The sequence below is a fragment of the Chryseobacterium glaciei genome (assembly GCF_001648155.1).
GTDB classification, from domain to species: domain Bacteria; phylum Bacteroidota; class Bacteroidia; order Flavobacteriales; family Weeksellaceae; genus Chryseobacterium; species Chryseobacterium glaciei.
Window position 1 is genome coordinate 478,677 of the sequence record NZ_CP015199.1, and the last position, 21,203, is coordinate 499,879.

16 protein-coding genes are annotated in these 21,203 nt (G+C 35.2%); 4 read left to right on the forward strand and 12 right to left on the reverse strand.

Annotation, left to right across the window (positions count from 1 at the left end; all coding sequences use genetic code 11):
- Positions 1-8 precede the first annotated feature (8 nt).
- Together A0O34_RS02150 and A0O34_RS02155 are read right to left on the reverse strand one after the other, a co-directional pair.
- Positions 9-305, reverse strand: coding sequence for a DUF3098 domain-containing protein (locus tag A0O34_RS02150; RefSeq protein ID WP_066750814.1), 297 nt, complete (start codon positions 303-305; stop codon positions 9-11).
- A 2-nt stretch (positions 306-307) separates the two neighbouring features.
- On the reverse strand, positions 308-1,207 hold the full coding sequence (locus A0O34_RS02155; RefSeq protein ID WP_066750816.1) for a cell division protein FtsX: 900 nt from the start codon (positions 1,205-1,207) through the stop codon (positions 308-310).
- Between the two features lie 91 nt (positions 1,208-1,298).
- Between A0O34_RS02155 and rsmA the strand changes: the two genes are divergently transcribed.
- Entirely contained in the window at positions 1,299-2,069 is a 771-nt protein-coding gene (gene rsmA, locus A0O34_RS02160) for a 16S rRNA (adenine(1518)-N(6)/adenine(1519)-N(6))-dimethyltransferase RsmA (RefSeq protein WP_066750819.1), read from the forward strand.
- 70 nt (positions 2,070-2,139) lie between these two features.
- On the opposite strand, the gene A0O34_RS02165 is transcribed toward rsmA, so the two are convergent.
- The 8 genes from A0O34_RS02165 to A0O34_RS02200 all read right to left on the reverse strand — a co-directional run bounded on the left by A0O34_RS02165 (position 2,140) and on the right by A0O34_RS02200 (position 14,997).
- Positions 2,140-4,494 carry a choice-of-anchor L domain-containing protein gene (locus A0O34_RS02165; protein WP_066750822.1) on the reverse strand — a complete coding sequence of 785 codons (2,355 nt, stop codon included), beginning with the start codon at positions 4,492-4,494 and terminating at the stop codon, positions 2,140-2,142.
- Positions 4,495-4,618: 124 nt separating this feature from the next.
- Positions 4,619-8,194, reverse strand: coding sequence for a choice-of-anchor L domain-containing protein (locus A0O34_RS02170; protein ID WP_066750824.1), 3,576 nt, complete (start codon positions 8,192-8,194; stop codon positions 4,619-4,621).
- 156 nt (positions 8,195-8,350) lie between these two features.
- The gene (locus A0O34_RS02175) at positions 8,351-10,732 is read right to left on the reverse strand and encodes a choice-of-anchor L domain-containing protein (RefSeq protein WP_066750826.1); all 2,382 of its coding nucleotides are present in this window, start codon (positions 10,730-10,732) and stop codon (positions 8,351-8,353) included.
- A gap of 199 nt (positions 10,733-10,931) precedes the next feature.
- On the reverse strand, positions 10,932-11,471 hold the full coding sequence (locus tag A0O34_RS02180; protein ID WP_066750827.1) for a DUF1003 domain-containing protein: 540 nt from the start codon (positions 11,469-11,471) through the stop codon (positions 10,932-10,934).
- Positions 11,472-11,480: 9 nt separating this feature from the next.
- Positions 11,481-12,251 (reverse strand): TIGR02757 family protein, encoded by a 771-nt coding sequence (locus tag A0O34_RS02185; protein ID WP_066759421.1) that lies wholly within the window; start codon positions 12,249-12,251, stop codon positions 11,481-11,483.
- Positions 12,252-12,258: 7 nt separating this feature from the next.
- On the reverse strand, positions 12,259-13,173 hold the full coding sequence (locus tag A0O34_RS02190) for a ribonuclease Z (RefSeq protein ID WP_066750828.1): 915 nt from the start codon (positions 13,171-13,173) through the stop codon (positions 12,259-12,261).
- Positions 13,174-13,466: 293 nt separating this feature from the next.
- Complete coding sequence (rdgB, locus tag A0O34_RS02195; RefSeq protein ID WP_418219366.1) at positions 13,467-14,054, reverse strand: RdgB/HAM1 family non-canonical purine NTP pyrophosphatase; 588 nt, start codon at positions 14,052-14,054, stop codon at positions 13,467-13,469.
- A gap of 112 nt (positions 14,055-14,166) precedes the next feature.
- Positions 14,167-14,997 (reverse strand): CPBP family intramembrane glutamic endopeptidase, encoded by an 831-nt coding sequence (locus A0O34_RS02200; RefSeq protein WP_066750829.1) that lies wholly within the window; start codon positions 14,995-14,997, stop codon positions 14,167-14,169.
- Between the two features lie 159 nt (positions 14,998-15,156).
- Between A0O34_RS02200 and A0O34_RS02205 the strand changes: the two genes are divergently transcribed.
- The 3 genes from A0O34_RS02205 (at position 15,157) to A0O34_RS02215 (ending at position 19,262) form a co-directional block, all read left to right on the forward strand.
- Positions 15,157-16,338: an MFS transporter gene (locus A0O34_RS02205; protein WP_066750830.1), complete on the forward strand. Its 1,182-nt coding sequence runs from the start codon at positions 15,157-15,159 to the stop codon at positions 16,336-16,338.
- Between the two features lie 160 nt (positions 16,339-16,498).
- Complete coding sequence (locus A0O34_RS02210) at positions 16,499-18,094, forward strand: peptide chain release factor 3 (protein ID WP_066750831.1); 1,596 nt, start codon at positions 16,499-16,501, stop codon at positions 18,092-18,094.
- A 229-nt stretch (positions 18,095-18,323) separates the two neighbouring features.
- Positions 18,324-19,262: a DUF4349 domain-containing protein gene (locus A0O34_RS02215; protein ID WP_066750832.1), complete on the forward strand. Its 939-nt coding sequence runs from the start codon at positions 18,324-18,326 to the stop codon at positions 19,260-19,262.
- A gap of 209 nt (positions 19,263-19,471) precedes the next feature.
- Here the strand turns inward: A0O34_RS02215 and A0O34_RS02220 are convergent, their stop codons facing one another.
- Positions 19,472-19,837 carry a hypothetical protein gene (locus tag A0O34_RS02220; protein WP_066750833.1) on the reverse strand — a complete coding sequence of 122 codons (366 nt, stop codon included), beginning with the start codon at positions 19,835-19,837 and terminating at the stop codon, positions 19,472-19,474.
- A gap of 25 nt (positions 19,838-19,862) precedes the next feature.
- Entirely contained in the window at positions 19,863-21,002 is a 1,140-nt protein-coding gene (locus A0O34_RS02225) for an acyl-CoA dehydrogenase (RefSeq protein WP_066750834.1), read from the reverse strand.
- Between the last annotated feature and the right edge of the window lie 201 nt (positions 21,003-21,203).

Consider the following 21,203-nt stretch of genomic DNA (forward strand, 5'->3'; position numbering starts at 1 on the left):
AAAATTAATTATTTTCTTTTTAAAATCGCGTATACTTCAATGACGAATCCTATTACAATGAATAGAGGTGCGATTCTGATTCTTCGGATAGAAAAAATATCTTCATTCCAAGAATTAGGATCTAGTTTTCCGTCAACAGTATTGGCGTCATGTCCCATCATTAATAAAAATCCGACAACGATAAATGCTAAACCAATAAGCATCCATTTAAAGTTTTGCTGTCCGAAATAGAACGTGTTTTCCTGAGTAGTTTCAGTTTCTTTACCGAAATCTGCTGCAGAAAATTTATTTGTTTTTTTGCTCATTTTTAAGAATAATATAAATCGTCAACGTTAGATTTCAGGAATCTCCATGTTGCGATGATTGTACTTAGAACCGTAATTAAAACTCCAACTCCCAATACAAGCACGATCAACCAAAAATACTGCTGATTATCCTGTACGAATGATGAACCGATCTGGCTCGTGAAATAATACCAAACACCACATAAAGCAGCAAGCCCGATAAAAGAACCGATAGCTCCTAAAACAATAGCTTCAATGATAAAAGGCTTTAAGATAAATCTTCTTTTCGCTCCTACCAACTGCATGGTTTTGATAATAAATCTTTTTGAAAATATTTTCAGACGGATAGAGTTATTAATTAAAACTACCGCTAAAATCAAAAATAAAAGAGAAAAACCAAAAATCCATTTTAAAATTCTACTCAGGTTGTTGTATACATCTACCATTAAGGTACTGTCATTTTTCACGTCTACAACTCCCGGAACGGATTTGATGATCTTTATCGCTGCATCAATTTTTGCAGGGTCTACATATTCAGGTTTTAGAGCAATTTCTATAGAAGAAGGGAAAATATTCTCCTCGAAAAGCGCATCGCTATCGATTCCCATACTTTTTTTCGCTTCAACTGCGGCAGCAGCTCTTGAAATGTAGGTCGCCTTTTTTACAGGTGCCAAAGTCTGTACTTTCTTTAAAGTTTCTTCTTCAAATTTTGCAATTTTTACAGAGTCTTTTGCGTCATAGTTTTCATCAAAGTAGGCATTGACAACCAATTGTTCCTTGATATAGTCGGAATATTTCTGGGCATTGATCAAAATAAGTCCCATTAATCCTAACAAAAATAACACTAAGGCAATACTTATTACGACTGTAATATTGCTCGATCGAAGTCTCTTCTTATTAAATTCATCTACAGATTTAGCCATTAATATTAAAATTTTTGGCTAAATTAGAAAAAAACTTCCGAAATTTGGGACGAAATAGAGAAAATCATTGTTAATAAAATCATAAAAAAACTTGAGTGTAAAAGCAAAAAAACATCTTGGTCAACACTTTTTGACAGATGAAAATATCGCAAGAAAAATCGTAGAAGGTCTTAGTTTTGAGAACTATAAGAATATTATGGAAATAGGCCCGGGAACGGGAGTCCTTACCAAATACCTTCTCGAAAAAGAGCAAAACCTTTATCTTGCAGAAATAGATACCGAATCTATAGAGTACCTGAAAAACACCTATCCTAAGATTACAGAAGAGATCTTTGTAGGAGATTTCCTGAAGCAGGATTTCAATTTTATTAATAACGATCAAATTGCTATTATTGGAAACTTCCCTTATAATATTTCTTCACAGATCTTATTCAAAATCATAGATCACTATGAATTGATTCCGGAAATGGTTGGAATGTTCCAAAAAGAAGTGGCAGAAAGAACGGCATCTGTGCCAAGAACGAAGGAGTACGGAATTCTATCTGTTTTGGTTCAGGCATACTATGACGTTACTTATCTGTTTACAGTGCATGAAAACGTCTTCAATCCACCTCCAAAGGTAAAGTCGGGAGTTATTAAATTAACCCGAAACCCAAAAGAAGGGTTGGCAGGAAATGAAGTTCTTTTCAAACAAATCGTAAAGGCTGGTTTTAATCAAAGGAGAAAAAAATTATCCAACTCTTTAAAAGTATTGGAAATTCCTGAAGAATTGAAAACGCATGAATTTATGGATAAAAGAGCTGAAGAATTAAGCGTTAGTGACTTTATCAATTTCACCAAACTCTGGAAAGAAAACCGATAAAATTTTAAACATAAAAAAGCCTTTCAAGTTAAATTGAAAGGCTTTTTTTGATATTTGCATTATCTATTTATTATTCTCTATTCTTTAGTAAGATCCAACCAGACCAGTTCATCTGAGCTTTTGATTTTGGATAATCAAAGTTGAATTTGTACCAGTAAGTAGCTGTTGGCAATCTCTTACCTGCTACAGTACCGTTCCAGATAGGATTTTGTTTTGAGAATCTGAACATCTCAACTCCATATCTGTCGTAGATAGAACCTGTGAAGTTTTTGAACTCTCCAAGTGACGTAAGATCCAGCACATCGTTTACACCATCTTGGTTAGGCGTAATAATGTTTGAAATCTGCAATGTAAAGAACTCAAGCGCTCCCACACAATGCGTACCTACTACTCTCACCTGAATGTTGTATGTCGTATTACTCTGTAATCCCGAAAATACATTCGATTGCTGCCAATTAATACCTCCATCAACAGAATATTCTAAAACTCCCTGAATATTATTAATTGGTGGGTTTTCAGCAGTGATCGTCAATGTTCCATTTCCATAATTGATATTAGAAACGAAAGGTGAAGCTGCACCCATTACTTTCACAGGGAAGATTTTCTTACAAATTCCGTTATCAATTTCAACTGTATAAATTCCCCATTCATCTACTGCAATAGTCTGCGTTGTAGCTCCCGTGCTCCATAAATACTTGTAATTAGGACCTGTTCCTGCATCTAAGATTACTCTGTCTCCTAGACACATTTCTACATCTTTCAATGGAGTAACTATTTCAGGAACCACTTCCACAGTTACGGTTGCCGGCTGTAAAGATTTACATCCTTTAACTCCGATAGCATATACTGTAAATGTTGTTGTATTAAATAAGGTAACAGTCTGAGTTGGTCCTGTACCTAAGAAATTATTCCATAAGTAAGTGTTTCCTCCTGTAGCTGTTAAATTAACTGATTCTCCCGGACATATTTTAATTCTGGTAGATACCAAAGTTGCTTTTGGCGTAACTTCTTTTAATAATTTAAGTTCAATCATTTTACTACAGAATCCTCCATTTGAAACAACTACATATAGAATCTGACCGTCAGTTCCATTATAGTTTAATGGAGTTGTAATAAAATTAGTGTTTTGAGCGATTGCATCTGCCTGATTTTGATAAAAATGGAATATCGCACCAGGAGTTGTACTTATTGCCGGCATGATGGTCGACAAGTCGAAAGTAGTAATATCCGGAGTGGTACACAGAAGCAACGTTGCATTCTGAGCAGTCGGCGTCGTCCCTCCATGAATTTGAATTGATGCTTTCCCCGGACAAGGATTCCCCGGAACACTTACCTCAATTGTATAGGTTCCCGGCTGAGTCGCTGTAATTGTGTTCGTTGTAGCACCGTTAACAGCTACTCCGTTAAAGAACCACTGATATAATAAATTAGGATCACTCACAGAAGCTGTGATCACTTGCGGTACACCATCACAAACATTAATATCTGAAGGTAAAGTAGCTCCCGAAGGGTCTAATAAATCTACCCCAATTTTAAAAGATCCACCTTCTAAAAATACTGCTGAATCAAAAGCTGTATCTCCTGCATCAGCAATTACCATTTTAAAATGATATTGTTGTCCTGCAACTACAGTTGCTGTAGCCGTAAGAGGAACTGTTCTACCATTAAGATTCGTATCGCCAATTGGAGGGTTATACCCTGCAAAGTATTGTTCGTTTACTGCAGCACATCCACCAAAACCTGTAATTAGTGGGTGAATATTTGTAATACTTACAGGTCCACCAGCATTCGGCAATACAGCCATGTTGACATATGGTCCTCCTGAAGTAGGTCTAATTAATAAAGCAAATGAATCTGCAAAACTACAAGGATAATCACCGGTATACTCCTCAGAAGCCATTATATAATTAAATTTAACCTGAGATGATGTAGGAACGAAATCGAATTCTAAGATTACCGCATCATTCAAAGGCTTACTTGGGTTGGTTGCTGCTACTAAATCTGGGTCACTACCCGTTCCCACAACGTCGCTAAGCCCTGTTTCAGGAACATTCCCTGTACGGTTAGCTTTTCCTGTTACCAATACAATCCCGTCTTTAAAAGGAAAGGTGCTTGTTGCTTTATGGAAATAACCCCAAGCTCTGTTTGCATTAGTGGCCGGTAAATTTGGAGTTACTACAACATTCGAAACGCTGGGTGTAATACACGAATTGGTTCCTGATGATATCAATACATCCTTTACCAATTGCTCCATCGTAAAACTCGATTCATTATATCCCGGAGCATTTACATCAATAAGATCCCCTGCTTTGGCAGTTGAAGCTGAAAGCTTTTTTATTTGAGGTTTTCTGGGTGGTGCATTTTGCGAGAATAAAGAAGTAGAACTGAATAAAAAAAAGAAAAAAACCGGTAGATATCTCTTCATAATACTTTTTGTTTCAACAAATTTAATTTTTTTTTAAATATATCGTATATATATTTAACTTTTTTATTATTAAAAATAAAAACCTCCAAAATAGGAGGTTTTCAAAATTATGGTGATTTAATTGTTAATTTCTATTTTTTAATAAGATCCAGCCTGTTCTTAATTCAAGCTTTTTACTTGCCGGATTATCCCATTGAACTCTATACCAATAAGTAGCAGTTGGTACATTAAGATCTTTTATTGTTCCTCTCCAAACAGCATCAGATTTAGTAGCTTTAAATAATTCCTGCCCGTATCTATTGAAAACAGAAGCTGCAAAATTATTATACTGACTGATTCCTGAGAAGTCTATAACATCATTTTTACCATCAGAGTTTGGTGTAATTGCATTACTGATTAGGAATGTATAAAACTCTAATGTAGTACTACATTTCGCATCTTTAACTCTAACCATCAATTTATAATTGCTGTTATTTAAAACATTATAGAATATATTCGAATTCTGCCATGTTACTCCTCCATCAATAGAAAATTCTAAAACTCCTCCTATAGGATTGGTCGTTGTAAGCGTAAGAACATGATTTTCAAAAGTCACATTCGTAAATTGAGGCAATACTGGGTTTAACAATTGTGCTGTGAAAACTTTAGAACAAACTCCATTACTTATCGTAACTGAATAAGTTCCCACTACATCTGTTGATATCGTTTGCGTAGTAGCACCATTACTCCATAAATAAGTATAGTTAGGACCCGCTCCCGCATCTAAAATACCCTTATCTCCAACACAGACAAATACATCTTGTAATGTAGAAACAATCGCCGGAACAACCTCAATTTTAATTTTTGCAGGAAGTACTGAGCTACATCCATTTCCACCTAATGCATACACAGAATACTCTGTAGTAACTGTTGGAGAAACAACCTGAGTATTTCCGTTTCCTGTTAATCCAACCCAGTTATAAGTAATACCCCCTGTAGCTGTTAAAGTAACAGATTCTCCGGCACAGATCTTCGATTTATTAGCTGAAACCCCTGCTGTTGGAGGGCCAACTATAACTGTAACTGTTGCAGGAGTTGCAGAGATACATCCGTTTGCTCCTATCGCAAAAACGGTATATACGGTCGTCGTAGTAGGTGAAACAACCTGAGTATTTCCACTCCCCGGAAGAGTTCCCCAATTATAAGTAGCTCCGCCCGTAGCTGTTAAAGTAACCGATTCTCCAACACAAATCTGAGCAACTGATGAGGTTAAACCTGCCACCGGAATTGTTTTATTTTCAATGACTGTAACTGTTGCTGTGTAGGTACATGTTAAGTTTCCGGGTTGCGTTACATTTGAAACCGTTAAAGTATAAGTCCCTCCTGCATTTACGGCAGGTGTTAGAGTATTAGCTCCAGAAACAATATTTCCTCCTACGGTTGTCCATGCGATGGTAGAACCTGCAGGAATTACAGACGCTCCGGCATTTATCGTAACCTGATTTGTTGTACAGGTTATTGTTTGCGGAGTTGCTATTGTTAATGTTGTTTCTGCGGTTCTTACTAATTGCAATGTCACAACATAGCTACAACCTCCATTTTTAACCAAAACATAAATTGTCTGATTTGCAGCACTTGGATATGCTGTAGGTGTAGGAATTGTATTTGCGTTTCCTGCATTAGCATCTGCCTGCAGTAAATAATAAGCAAAAGTTGCTGTACCCGCTGACGTTATTTGTGGTTGCGCTGATGTTAGATCATAAATGATATTTCCAGGCTGGTAACATTTTAATAATGATGCATTTTGTACAGTAATCGGTTGAGAAACTACAACCGTAATTGTAGCAGGATTTTGAGATACACAACCATTAGCACCAACAGCAGTTACTGTATAAGTTGTTGTGGTAGCAGGCGTTACAACTTGTGTATTTCCGTTACCAGGTAAACCTCCCTGCCAGTTGTATGTTGCTCCTCCTGTAGCTGTTAAAGTAACAGATTCTCCGGCGCAGATCAAAACTTTAGTTGCAGTTAATCCCGTTGCAGGTGGCGCGCTATCCCCTGTTACAGTTACCGTTGCAGTAGTTGTACAATCAAGATTTCCGGGCTGATAATTTTTTGTAATCGTTAAAGTATACGTCCCGGCATTGTTAACAACTGGTGTTAATGTATTTCCACCAGAAACAATGTTTCCGCCTACGGTTGTCCAGTTGAATGTAGAACCTGTAGGATATACCGATGTAGAAGCGTTTAATGTTATTTGTGAATTTGTACAAGTTAAAACTGTTGACGGAGCAATTGTTGCCGTCATTTGAGGCGCTTTTACCAACTGTAATTCGGCCACTTTTGCACAGAAACCTGTTTTTACCTGAACATATACCGTACCTCCCGCACTTGGATAAGCTGTGGGAGTAGGAATTGTGTTTGCATTTCCTGCATTAGCATCTGCTAACGTTGTATAGTAAGCAAATATAGCTCCTGGTGTTGTACTTATTGATGCTTGAGCTGAGGTTAAATTAAATGTTGCATTTCCCGGTGCATAACATGCCGTTAACGTTGCATTCTGTACTGTTGGAGATGTACCTCCGACAATCGTGACGCTGGCTGTTCCCGGACATGAATTTCCGGGTATAAAAACCTGAACGGTATATACTCCCGGCTGAGTTGCCGTATAACTTACAGAAGTAGCTCCAGGAATAGGTGTAGTTCCTAATAACCACACGTAAGTTGCTCCAGGGATATTTGCAGATGCTGTAAGAACTGTTGGTGTATTATCACAAACATTGATAGATCCAGGAAGTGCTACTCCTGCAGGATCTAAAATTTTAACTCCGATATCGAAAGATCCTGCTTCCAAGAAAACTCCTGAATCAAAATTTCTATCCTGATAATCTGCCAATACCATTTTAAAATGATATGTCTGCCCCGGGATTACGGTTGCAGTAGCAGTTAACGGAACTGTACGTCCATTAAAGTTGGTTTGTATCTGAGGATTATTTAAACCTCCAAAATATTGTTCATTCTTTGGTCCGCAAGGTAAACTTGACGGAATAATATTCGTAACACTTACGGGAGTTCCGTTGGGAAGAAGTGCAAGGTTCGTATAAGTAGGATCGGTGGATTTTTTTAATAATAAAGCAAAACCATCCGAAATATTACATGTAAAATTGTCAAAATATTCTTTTGAAGCAAAGATGTATCTGAATTTAACTTCGGTAGAAGTTGGAACGAAATCAAATTCTATAAAAGTAGCATCATTCAATTGCCCATTTGGTACTCCCAAAGCATTCGCAAGATCAATATCTCCTCCTGTCGTTAAATGATCACTTAATGTTCCCTGAAAATCATTTCCGGCTCTTCTCGCATAACCTGTTGTAAGAACAATACCTTTTGCAAATGGAAAATTGGTTGTGCCTTTGTTGAAATATCCCCAGCTTCTGTTCAGATCACCGACTGATAAATTTGGAGAAACTACAACATTACTAACATTTGCTGTAGAACACGTGGATCCTCCTGCTATTAAAACATCTTTCACAAGCTGCTCAACACTAAAGTTTGTCTCAGGATATCCTGCAGCATTTATATCTATAAATGCCCCTGCCTTCATTGATACCGATGTAGGATTTTTCGCTTTTTCTATTCTTTTATTCTGAGAGAAAGCGGAATTACCAATAAGTATTAAAAGTAAAGCAAAAAATAAACTTCTTGTCCTCCAATTTAACATTTTATATTATTTTAAACAAAAATACTATTTTTTTTGATTGAAATTCAATTCTGAATAATTTACATTACTATGAATACAATTTTATTCATTATCAAATATAAATTTCACTTTAATAAAAAAGGCTAACGAATTGTTAGCCTTTTTATGTTTTATTTATTATTCAATGTTTTTCAAGAGAATCCAGCCTGTTTTTACAGTCAGTTGTTTGCTTGCAGGATCTTCAAAAGTAACCTGATACCAATAAGATGAAGTTGGTAAACGTTTACCTTGGAAGAAACCGTCCCAATATGGTCTTATTTTTTCAGCTTTATATACTTCACGTCCGTAACGGTCGAATACACTTGCTTTGAAATCTTTATAGCTGCTTACTCCACGGAAATCGATTCTATCATTCAAATTATCTCCGTTTGGCGTAACAACGTTTTGCATTACAAATGTGAAATATTCTAAAAATGTCTCACAACTTGTTTTCTTTACTCTTACTCTGATAGAAATTACTGAGTTTTTAGGAACATTAGTAAACATATTAGAATCCTGCCAAGTGATTCCGTTATCCACAGAATATTCCATCTGACCATTTGTAGCGGTTGCTGTAATGATCATTGTTCCGTTATCATTGTAATTAATATTTTTGATCTCAGGAACTGTAGCCTGAATTACTTCTGCAGTAAATATTTTAGTACAAACACCATTCGTGATCGTCACAGTATAAATACCAGGCGCACCTACTGAAATTGTCTGTGTAGTTGCAGCGTTACTCCAAATATAACTGTAATTAGGACCTGCTCCTGCGTCTAGCGTAATTTTATCGCCTATACAGATAATCCCTCCTTTAACATTTGATGTAATGGCAGGTACTACCTCTACTGTTATGGTAGCAGGCTGTAAAGATTTACATCCCTGTGCTCCTATTGCATATACTGTGTATGTTGTAGTCTGGCTTGGGCTCACTGTTTGTGTACCCGCTGTACCTGAAATACTGTTCCATTGGTAAGTTACACCTCCTGAAGCTGTTAAAGTTACAGATTCTCCATTACAGATTTTAACCCTAGAAGCACCAAGTACAGCTATCGGGGTAGCTTCTTTTCTTAAAGTCAATGTAACCGTTTTACTACAAAATGCTCCATTGGAAACAACGACATATAAAACCTGTCCATCTGTTCCGTTATAAGTCGCTAAACTAGCAGCAGGAATAAAAGTATTATCTTGAGCCTGCGCCCCTGCCTGAGTTGGATAAAAACGAAATATAGCACCTGTAGTTGTACTTATTGATGGTTTAGCAGTATTTAAATCAAATGTACTATTTGTAGGAGTTGTACAAAGTTTCAATGTGGCATTTTGTGCCACTGGAGTTGTACCTCCAACGATAGTTATCTTTGCTTCAGCCGGACACGTATTTCCCGGAACACTAACTTTAATAGTATAAATACCTGGTGCAGTTGCAACATACGTTGAAGTTGTTGCTCCCGGTATTGCTACTGTTGTTGTACCATTATTGAAATACCATTGGTAAGTAGCTCCCGTAATACCTGAAACCTGAGCCACTAGAGTCTGAGGAGCGTTATCACACACATTTAAAGACGCAGGTAATACAGCTCCGGTATTGTCAACAAGTTTAATACCTATATCAAAAGATCCACCTTCAATAAATACAGCAGAATCGTAACTAGAATCTCTATAATCTGACAAGACCATTTTAAAATGGTAAGCAACTCCTGGAGTAACAGTTGCTATTGCCGTCAAAGGAACTGTTCTACCATTATAATTAGTTACCACTTTAGGTGACGAGTTATAACCCGCAAAATACATTTCATTAATAGCAGGACAGCCAAAAGGAGGTGTTCCAGGTATTAAAGGATGTATATTGGTCATACTTACAGGACCAGCTGTTCCCGGCAAAACAGCTACATTTACATAGGGACCACCTGAAACAGGTTTGATCAATAAAGCAAATGCATCTGAATATTGGCATGGAAAAGTACCTGTATATTCTTCAGAAGCAAAAAGATAGTTAAACTTTACCTGATTAGAGTTGGGTACAAAATCAAACTCCAGCATGACATTATCATTATAATTATCAGTAGGGTTGGTAATAGGAACTGCCGCTACCAAATCAGGATCGTTCATTCCTGCGCCGATTACAGACGTACTAGGAGTTTGTGCTACATTTCCTGCCTCTCTGGCACGACCTGTAGTTAAAACAATTCCGTCTTTAAAAGGGAAATTTGTAGTTCCTCTATGGAAATATCCCCAGAATCTATCATTATTAGTTACTGGATGGTTAGGAGCTACTGTTACATTTGATACGTTTGGTACTGAACACGTTGATCCGCCATTAATTAGAATATCCTTCACAAGTTGCTCTGCACTATATGTAGAAGGTGCATAACCCGTTGCGTTTACATCTATAAAAACTCCGGCTTTTTTGTTTGCCGATGTTATTATAGGTTTAGGTGCTTTCCTCTGAGAAAATACAGAAGTGGAAACTAATAACAATACCAATAAGAAAAAGTAGTTTTTCAGTCTATAATTTAACATTTTGTTGTTGTTTGTTCAAAAATACTATTTTTTTTGATTAAATCCCCATCTGGGTTGAATTATTAACAATAATAATTAAATTAATGTTAAATATTAATTCTGATTTAAATTTTATTATAAACAACAAAAAAATGACCAATAAATTATTAGTCATTTTTTTTAAATTCCGTTAAAAAAATTCTTTCAATTTTCAAAAAAATCAATCTTTTTTAAGCTGATCGATCATATTCTGAAGCTCTGAAATCTGATCCTTCAAAGATTTTATTTCATTTTTATTAGAAGTTACGTGGCTTTTAAGCATAACATTTTTAGCACGTTCGTTGTGATCTTCATCTTCTTCATCTTCATTGATTTCCTCGATGTCTTCCTGAATGTCTTCAATATCTTCATTAATTTCTTCGATGTCCTCGCTGATCTCTTCAATATCTTCACTAATTTCTTCAATATCTTCCTGAATATCTTCAATATCTTCCTGAATATCTCCAATTTTTTCGTGACTTTTATTCACCGACATCTGGATAAAAATTGCCAGATAAATTGCCTCAAGAGAAACTACCGTTGTAAGAATGAGAAGCATTTTATCAAATTCAACGATTTTCAGGGCAGGAAGAAGAAACGAAGTAATAAAAAATAAGGTGTGGACGATAAGTGAAGGTATAGAACCTATCCACCAAGTAATCCCGTTTGCAATTTTTTCTAAAACTTCTATTTTTTCTTTTTTTTCATTTTGTGTTTTCATCTTTATATTTTATAATAATTCTTTTGTTACGCCTAATCCAAATAATGCAAAATCATATTTTGCAGGATCTTTTTCATCAAACTTTCTAATTACTAGATCAAGTTCTTCTACCGTTTTCCAATCGTTCTGAGTTCTGAAAATTAATCCTAATTTTCTGGAAATATTTCCAGTATGAACATCCAATGGAATCGACAGATATTTTTGATCGATATTCTCCCAAATACCAAAATCTACGCCACGTTTATCCTGACGAACCATCCAACGCAAAAACATAATGATTCTTTTCGTAGAAGAATTTTTATAGGGTGAACTTACATGTTTGTGCGTTCTGTGTTTCTCAATTCCAAGAAATTGTGTTCTGAATCTTTCGATGGAATGAGAAAAATTAGTTTCAGAATCTTTAATTAAAAATAAATCCTCCAAACTCTTATTTTCAGTATAAATTCTATTGAATTGTTTGATGAAATAAGTAAAATCCTGCCCATTAAAAGTTCTGTGAATACTTTTTTCCTGAATTGATTCTAAATCCTTTTCAGAATAATTCATCACAAAATCATAAGGCGAATTCCCCATGATCGCCAGCATTTTTTCAGCTGATTTAATGATCGCCTTTCTGTTTCCCCAGGAAATTGTTGCCGATAAAAACCCGGCAATTTCAACATCCTGTTTCAAAGCAAAACGATGCGGAATCTGTATCGGATCATTTTCAATAAAGTCTGGAGTATTGTATTGGTCGGCTTTTTCGTCTAAAAAGTTTTTTAGTTCTTCAAAATTTAACATTTCCATTTTAAATTTTTACACTTTCCAAAGCTTTTGGTAAAAATGAATTGGTAAAAATGGTTCTCGCTTCATCTGTGAAAACCGTTAAATCTCCATATCTGTTAGAAAAATGTCCTAAAATAAGCTTCCCAACTTCTGCTTTCTGGGCAATTGTCGCTGCTTCCAAAGCGGTTGAATGTCCCGTATAATCGGCCATTTCTTTTAAATCATGCAAAAATGTAGATTCATGATACAGAACCGTCACATTTTTAATGATCGGAATTACACTTTCAAGATATTTCGTATCGCTGCAGAAAGCGTAAGAAACACAAGGAGAAGGATCAAGTGTTAACACTTCATTTTTAAGAACATAACCATCACTCAACACAAAATCTTTTCCGGCTTTTATGTTATGGTAATCACATGTTTCTATTTCGTCATATTTTGCAATTTCCTTCATATTCAGATGTCTGTCTTTCGGTTTTTCTTTAAAAAGATAACCGTTACAGTAAATTCTGTGATCTAAAGGAATTGTATAAACCTCTACCCTAGCGTCTTCGTAGATCTTTTCCGAATAGTTTTTGTCCAATTCATGATAAACCACTTCAAATCCACGATGTGTTTCCGTAATAGTGAAAATTGTATCAAGCATTTTTTTAATCCCTTTCGGGCCATAAACATGCAAAGGAGTATCTCGTCCCAACAATCTGAAAGATGCGATCAATCCCGGAAGACCAAAACAATGATCCCCGTGAAGATGCGAAATAAAAATATGATTGATCTTTGAAAATTTCGCTTTTGCTTTTCTCAGCTGTACCTGCGTACCTTCGCCACAATCTATCAGAAAACATCTTTCTTCCATTTCTAAAAGCTGAGATGTTGGTGAAGTATTCACTGTGGGAATTGCTGAATTAAAGCCTAATATCGTTAAATAAGTACTCAAAACAATAGTTTATTATGCCGACAAATGTACGACAGAAAATCTAATTTTTCTTTTGTCTTGAAACAAAAGAAACAAAAATTCAAGACTTGGAAATTCCGGCTAAAAATAACTTCTGTTCACTAAAAATTCTAAAACTTGCGCGAATTCAAAATTTGTTTATCGATTACAAGTCGGTCTCGCGCTTCAAACAGTAGTATTTTCTTTACGCTCACAGAATTTATTTTCTTAACGCCTACATTTCCTATGTCGATTATTAAACACAAATTAACTGTAAAATCTTTTTTGGCAAAAAATTAATCCTTTACTTTTAAAAAATCCAAGAATAAATCAAGCGCCTGTTTACGGTGGCTGATCTTGTTTTTATCTTCCGGATTCATTTCTGCGAAAGTTCTGTCGTAACCTTGAGGAACGAAGATTGGATCATACCCAAAACCTTTGAAACCTTTATTTTCTGTCAATAAATTTCCGTGCGCTCGACCGTCGAAATATTTTGCACCATTTTCATCATAATAACATAAAACTGTGATGAAATAAGCTTTTCTGTTTTCAACACCTTCCATTTCGCTCAACACTTTTTCGATATTTTTAGCAAAATCATGATCTCCAGCGTAACGAGCTGAGAAAATTCCCGGTCTACCGTCTAAAGATTCTACCACTAAACCGCTGTCGTCTCCTAAACTTGGAATTCCTGTTTTTTCGAAGCAATATTTAGCTTTAATTAGAGCATTGGCGTTGAAAGAATCTCCGTCTTCTAAAATTTCCTCGTGAATATTATAATCAGTCAGACTTTTAACGATAAACTCATTTCCTAAGATCTGCTGAATTTCTTCTTTTTTATGTTCGTTGTGGGTTGCTACCAATAATTCCATATTCAATTTCATTTTTTATTCTATTTTTTTGTTTAAACACGAAAGGCACGAATAATTTTCACGAATAACACGAATCTCATTTGTGAAATTTGTGCTTAAAAATTAGTGTTATTTGTGTTTAGATTTAAATTTCAGAGTAATGTACTTTATATTTCTTCATAAATAAATAGTAGAATAAAGAAAAAAGTACAATTCCGATGGCTAATATGATCCATTCAGAAACTTTAAAAGCTTCTGCAAAACTTTCGTTTTTAGTATAAGTTATTAATAATGATGAGCATAAATTATTAAAACCATGCAACAACATTGGCAACAGTAAAGATTTAGTTTTATAATAAACCAAACCAAGTACACATCCCAATAAAATGGCACCTACAAACTGCCAAGGATTTGCATGAACCACTCCAAAAATAATGGAAGAAAACAAAATGGCTTTCCAAGGTTCTACTCCTTTATTCATCAATCCTTTCTGAATAATTCCACGGAAAATAATTTCCTCGAAGATTGGAGCCATAATAACAGCTGTGATAATCATTACAACAGGATCATCCGTTAATTGATTCATTAAATCAGAGAAAAATTCATAATATTTCCCGAAGAAAGGTCCCGTTGTCGGAATTTGAGCTGCGATAAATTCTGCGATAAACATCATCCCTATCATTAATGGAAAAATTAATAAATAGGTATAAAAATTGGTGGGTGAAAAGTTGAAATTAAGTTTCTTTTTCGTTGTTGGTCTTACAATGAAAAAATCAAAAAAAGCAATCGCCGTCAAGAATCCAATCGCATTGGAAGCCATAAAGAACCAATCTTTATACTGCAGATTTTCTTTAAAAGTAAACATCCAGAAAACATTGAAAAAGGAAATCAACATTGTTCCGACGAACAATCCGCCCAATAAAACAACTCCTCCGAACCATGTGAACGTAAACTTTGGATATTTGCTGTTTTCCATGTTTTTTATCTAAAAATTTTGTAAAAACAAAGATAACTGATTTTATGGAATGGTAAATGTTTATTGAGATTTTGAATGATAAATATTACCTTTTTAATAGTCCGATTATTCTGATAAGCTATTTTTATGAAGTAACTTTGCACCTTAATTTTTTTCAACATGGATAGTTTAGTAAATCGGTCAGAGAATGTTAATTTATCCTTGATTAGCTATGTATCTTTTACTTTCGTAGGATATTTTATCATAGGATTATCTCTGTCTGTTCTTCCGATTTTTATTAGTAAAAGTTTAGGGTTTAGCCTGGTCGTTGCCGGATTGGTCATCAGTTTACAATATGTTTCTACATTTTTTCTGAGGGCATATTCCGGAAAAATCATTGATGGAAAAGGTCCAAAACCTGCTGTATTATTCAGTATGTTGAGTTTTTCATTGACTGGGATATTTTTAATTATCGCTTATTATTTTAGAGTTTCACCATTTATCAGTCTTACATTTTTGATCATTACCCGTTTGCTTACAGGCTGTGCGGAAGGAATGATTGGAGCAAGTCCCATCAACTGGGCAATCATAGCTCTTGGTGAAAAACATACTGCAAAAATTATTTCGTACAACGGTGTTGCCTGTTATGGAGCCTTAGCAATTGGAGCTTCTTTGGGAATTATCATTGAACATAAATTCAGTCTTTATGGGATCGGAATTCTTTCTATTCTATTAGGAATTGTAGGATTTTTCTTCGCTAAAACCAAAGAAAATAAGAAAAACACCAATCATCAGGATTCACAATCTTTCTGGAAAGTATTGGGGAAAGTAGCGCCTTTCGGGATTTGTCTTGCTTTAGGAGGACTAGGATTCGCGAGCATTTCAACTTTTATTACCTTATATTACAATTATTTTCACTGGAATAATGGAGCTTTATGTCTCAGTGTTTTTGGCGGACTGTTCGTTGCCGGAAGATTAGTTTTCAGCAATGTTATCAATAATTATGGCGGAATAAAAGTAGCTATCGCCTGTCTTTTAGTAGAAACCATCGGGCTTTTAATCATTGCTTTTGCTACGACTTCACAAATGGCGCTTGTGGGAGCTGGTGTTACAGGTTTAGGATTTTCATTAATTTTTCCTGCGCTCGGTGTTGTTGCTATTAAAAGTGTTTCGCCTTCAAGTCAGGGTTCTGCATTGGCTGGTTACGGACTTTTTATTGATCTTTCCCTTGGTGTGGCAGGGCCTTTAATTGGTGCTGTCGCCGATCTTTGTGGTATGAAATATATTTTTCCTTTCAGTGCTGCCATGGTTTTTGTGGGGCTGGGATTGGCTTTTGTTCTTAAGAAAAAGTCAAGTTTATAAAATGAAACACTAATTACACAAATGTTTTCACAAATTATCACAAATTTAATTGTGCTTATTTGTGCGAATAATTAGTGTTATTTGTGTTTAAATAAATGTTTTAAAATCAAATTTTCAGGATTCGACAAAATTCACGATTTTTGCAACTTCAAAATACGATATGTCAGACTTAATCAAAGAAATAGAAAAAAGAAAAACTTTCGGGATTATCTCTCACCCCGATGCCGGAAAAACCACTCTTACGGAGAAGTTACTACTTTTCGGGGGTGCAATTCAGGAAGCGGGTGCAGTAAAATCCAACAAAATAAAAAAAGGAGCTACCTCCGACTTTATGGAAATTGAAAGACAGAGAGGGATCTCTGTGGCAACTTCCGTATTGGCTTTTGAATATAAAGGTCACAAAATCAATATTCTTGACACACCTGGTCACAAAGACTTTGCAGAAGACACTTACAGAACGTTAACCGCCGTTGACTCTGTAATCGTTGTAATTGACGTTGCAAAAGGGGTCGAGGAACAAACTGAAAAATTGGTTCAGGTTTGTAGAATGAGAAACATCCCGATGTTGGTTTTCATCAATAAATTAGACCGTGAAGGTAAAGATGCCTTCGATCTATTGGATGAGGTTGAGCAAAAATTAGGATTAAGAGTTGTTCCTCTTTCTCTTCCGATTGGGATGGGAGCTGATTTTCAGGGAATTTACAATATCTGGGAAAACAATATTCAGTTATTCTTAGAAGAGAAAAAGCAGAGAGTTGGTGAAGCAATTAAATTTGATGACATCAATGATCCTACGATTGATGAAGTTATCGGTGATAAAGCAGCAAAAAATTTACGCGAAGAACTTGATTTAGTACAGTCTGTTTACCCTCCATTTAGTCGTGACGAATACATGAATGGCGATCTTCAGCCGGTTTTCTTTGGTTCTGCTTTAAATAATTTTGGTGTTCGTGAATTATTGGATGCTTTCATCGAAATTGCTCCAATGCCACAGCCAAAAGAAAGTGATACCCGTATCGTAAAGCCCGAGGAAACTACATTTACAGGATTTGTTTTCAAGATTCACGCGAATATGGATCCGAAACACAGAGACCGTTTGGCTTTCGTGAAAATTGTTTCAGGAGTGTTTAAAAGAAACGAAAATTATTTATTGGTAAGAGAAAATAAAAAGATGAAGTTTTCTTCGCCAAATGCCTTTTTTGCTGATAAAAAAGAAGTTGTAGACGAAAGTTTCCCTGGAGATATTGTTGGTCTTCACGATACCGGAAGTTTCAGAATTGGAGATACTTTAACGGGAGGTGAAAAACTGAGCTTTAAAGGAATTCCAAACTTCTCTCCGGAACATTTCCGTTATATTAACAACAGTGATCCGTTAAAAGCGAAGCAATTGGCTAAAGGTATCGACCAGTTAATGGATGAAGGTGTTGCTCAGCTATTTACGCTTGAAATGAACAACAGAAAGATCATCGGAACGGTTGGAGCACTTCAATATGAAGTTATTCAATATCGTTTGGAGCATGAATATGGTGCAAAATGTACGTACGAACCACTTTCCATGCATAAAGCTTGCTGGGTTGAGGCTGATGAGAAATCAGACGAATTCAAAGAATTTGCAAGATTAAAACAAAGATACTTAGCGAGAGATAAGTATAACCAATTGGTATTTTTGGCAGATTCATCTTTCACGATTCACATGACGCAGGAGAAATTCCCGAATGTGAAACTGCATTTTATTAGTGAATTTAAACAAGACTAATCAGTCATTAAATATAAAATATAGAATCCGTGAAAATTTTTCGCGGATTTTTGTTTCTTATAAAAAATTAATTTGATTAAATCAAAAAAAAATCTTTGTAAAACTTTTGTAAAACAAAAATAAATCACTGATTTCTAAAAACTTATAAATTTACCAACACAATACACTCCTTTTACAAGCGCTACAAGAACTTCACCGCTAATTTTACTTCATCAAAAAAATTAATGTTATGAAAAAGTTCATCTTACTGGTTGCTGTATCAAGCACTTTCATTATGTGTAAAAAAGGAGAAGCTTCACAATCTCAATTTGAAAAAGCGGTAAACACTGCAGATAGCGCGGCAACGGTTGCGTCTGAAACTATTAATTCTGTTAATAATTCGGCCAACGCAGTTTTAGATTCTGCCAATGTTAAAATAAAAGAATTTGAGGACACCAAAAACGGAGTAAAAGAAAAGATTGAAGCTACTTCAAAAATGGTAGATTCTTTATCTGATAAAATTACTTCCACAAAACTGGAATCAAAAATAGAAAAGAAAGACTCTTTAAATAAAAAATCAGAAAAAATTGTGGTAAATGTTCCTGCTCCAAAAATAATTAAGGAAACAAAAATCATCTATAAAGACAAACCAAAAAGCGAAAATTATGAACTGAATGTTCCTAAAAACAAAATGGTAAAAACAGGAACTTTGGAACTTACCGTAAATGATGCCGAAACGGCAAAAGAAATCATAAAAGAAGAAGTTAAAAAATATGATGGTTTTATAAGAAGTGAAAACATTTCATTAAATAACAACGAAAATAAAACAGCCTACATCAAAGTAAAAGTTCCGATTCAAAAGTTTGAATATTTGATGGATGAATTAAGCAACAATAACATCGGAAAAGTTGAAAATAAATCAATTGAAGTTTCAGGACAGGATTTTGCTCAAAACACGATGTGCGAACTAGACATTACACTTTACGGCAGCGAAGATGCTTACATTAAAGGTGAAGACACAGAATCTTTCGGAGGAAAATCTCTAGCTGCAATATCATCCGGCTGGAATGTCATCACCTCTATTTTCCTATTCATTCTTCCTCTATGGCCAATACTTTTGATCGCAGGAATTGGATATTATTTTTATAAAAAGAAAAACAAAAATCTCCCAAATAACGATTCTAACTAAATTATTACAATCCATCCTCGTGATGGATTTTTATTTTAATAATATTTTAATGAAAACTATACGCAATACATAATACTTATTTATACCTTTATTAATGTAGATTTTAAATAAATACTTTCGTTCCCCAGAATGAAATATCAAAAAATATTATATTAAAGTTATGTGATTCGTGAAAGTAAAAAGGCTCCCAAATTGAGAGCCTTTTGCTATTATTTCATATTCACTATTTTATCTACGACATACGTAGTGTTTCCTCTCCATGGCAAAGCTCCGTTGTATTCTTTGTAATGAAGATCGAATGATTTTCCGCTATTTAGCTCCAATTGTTTAAAAACTTCAGGATCTGAAACTGAAAACTCAAACTCATAACTTGTAATACTTCCGGTTTTACCCCTTCCGAAACCTTCCTGAATCAATTTGCCTTCATAGGTTTTGAAAACATAACCTTTTTTGATGGCATAGTTCAGATAACCGGATTTTACACCTTCTCCGAAAACGAAGAAATATTTATACCAGATAAATACTCCTAAAAGCAATAAAACAACGCCCAGAGTGATTAACCAAGGTTTTTTCATAGTAATATAGTGTTTTTAAAAATTTTTATTTTGCAATACTTCTCGAAATCACAATTTTTTGGATTTCAGAAGTTCCTTCATAGATCTGAGTGATCTTTGCATCACGCATCATTCTTTCAACGTGATATTCTTTTACGTAACCGTATCCACCGTGAATTTGCACGGCTTCAATAGTTGTATCCATTGCCACTTGAGAAGAATAAAGTTTTGCCATAGCTCCAATTTCAGAAATATCTTTTCCAGCGTCTTTATCAACAGCGGCTTTGTAGCAAAGCATTCTTGCAGCCGTGATCTGAGTTGCCATATCAGCCAATTTGAAAGCAATTGCCTGGTGGTTGATAATTTCAGTTTTGAAAGCTTTTCTTGTTTTAGCATATTTCAGCGCCAATTCGTAAGCTCCCGAAGCAATTCCTAAAGCCTGAGAAGCAATACCAATTCTACCACCGTTCAATACAGCCATTGCAAAATTGAATCCGAAACCGTCTTCACCGATTCTGTTCTCTTTCGGTACTTTTACGTTATTAAAGATCAAAGAATGTGTATCACTTCCTCTGATTCCCAATTTGTCTTCTTTTGGTCCGATCTCGAAACCTTCCCAACCTCTTTCTACAATAAATGCGTTGATACCTTTATGCTTTTTCTCAGGATCTGTCTGTGCAATTACCACATAGTAAGATGCAGTTCCACCGTTTGTGATCCAGTTTTTAATACCATTTAAAAGATAATAATCTCCCTTGTCTTCTGCAGTCGTTTTTTGAGAAGTAGCATCAGAACCTGCTTCAGGCTCAGATAAAGCAAAAGCTCCGATCACCTGACCGCTTGCCAATGGTGTAAGATATTTTACTTTTTGTTCCTCAGACGCGAATTTTTCAAGACCCGCACAAACTAATGAATTGTTTACAGACATAACAACAGCCGCAGAAGCATCAATTTTTGCGATCTCCTCCATTGCTAAAACGTAAGAAACACTATCCATACCTGCTCCTCCGTATTTAGGGTCTACCATCATTCCTAAAAGTCCCATTTCTCCCATTTTCTTCACCTGCTCTGTAGGAAACTTTTGCTCTCTGTCTCTCTCGATAACTTCAGGTAAAAGCTCTGTTTGTGCAAAATCTCTTGCAGCCTGCTGAATCATCAGCTGTTCTTCTGATAAATTAAAGTCCATAAAAATTTAATAATTAGATAGTCGTAAATTTACACTTTTTAACCAAACCTGAAAATAGAATTGCAAATTAGAGACTAGTAATTAGAGGTTTGTCATATTATAATGATTTTAAAATTTTAAGAACCTAAAGTTTTAGTATGAATTATTCAATATTATGCCACACATTTTATTAATTTCTAACTTCTTGTTTCTAATTTCTGT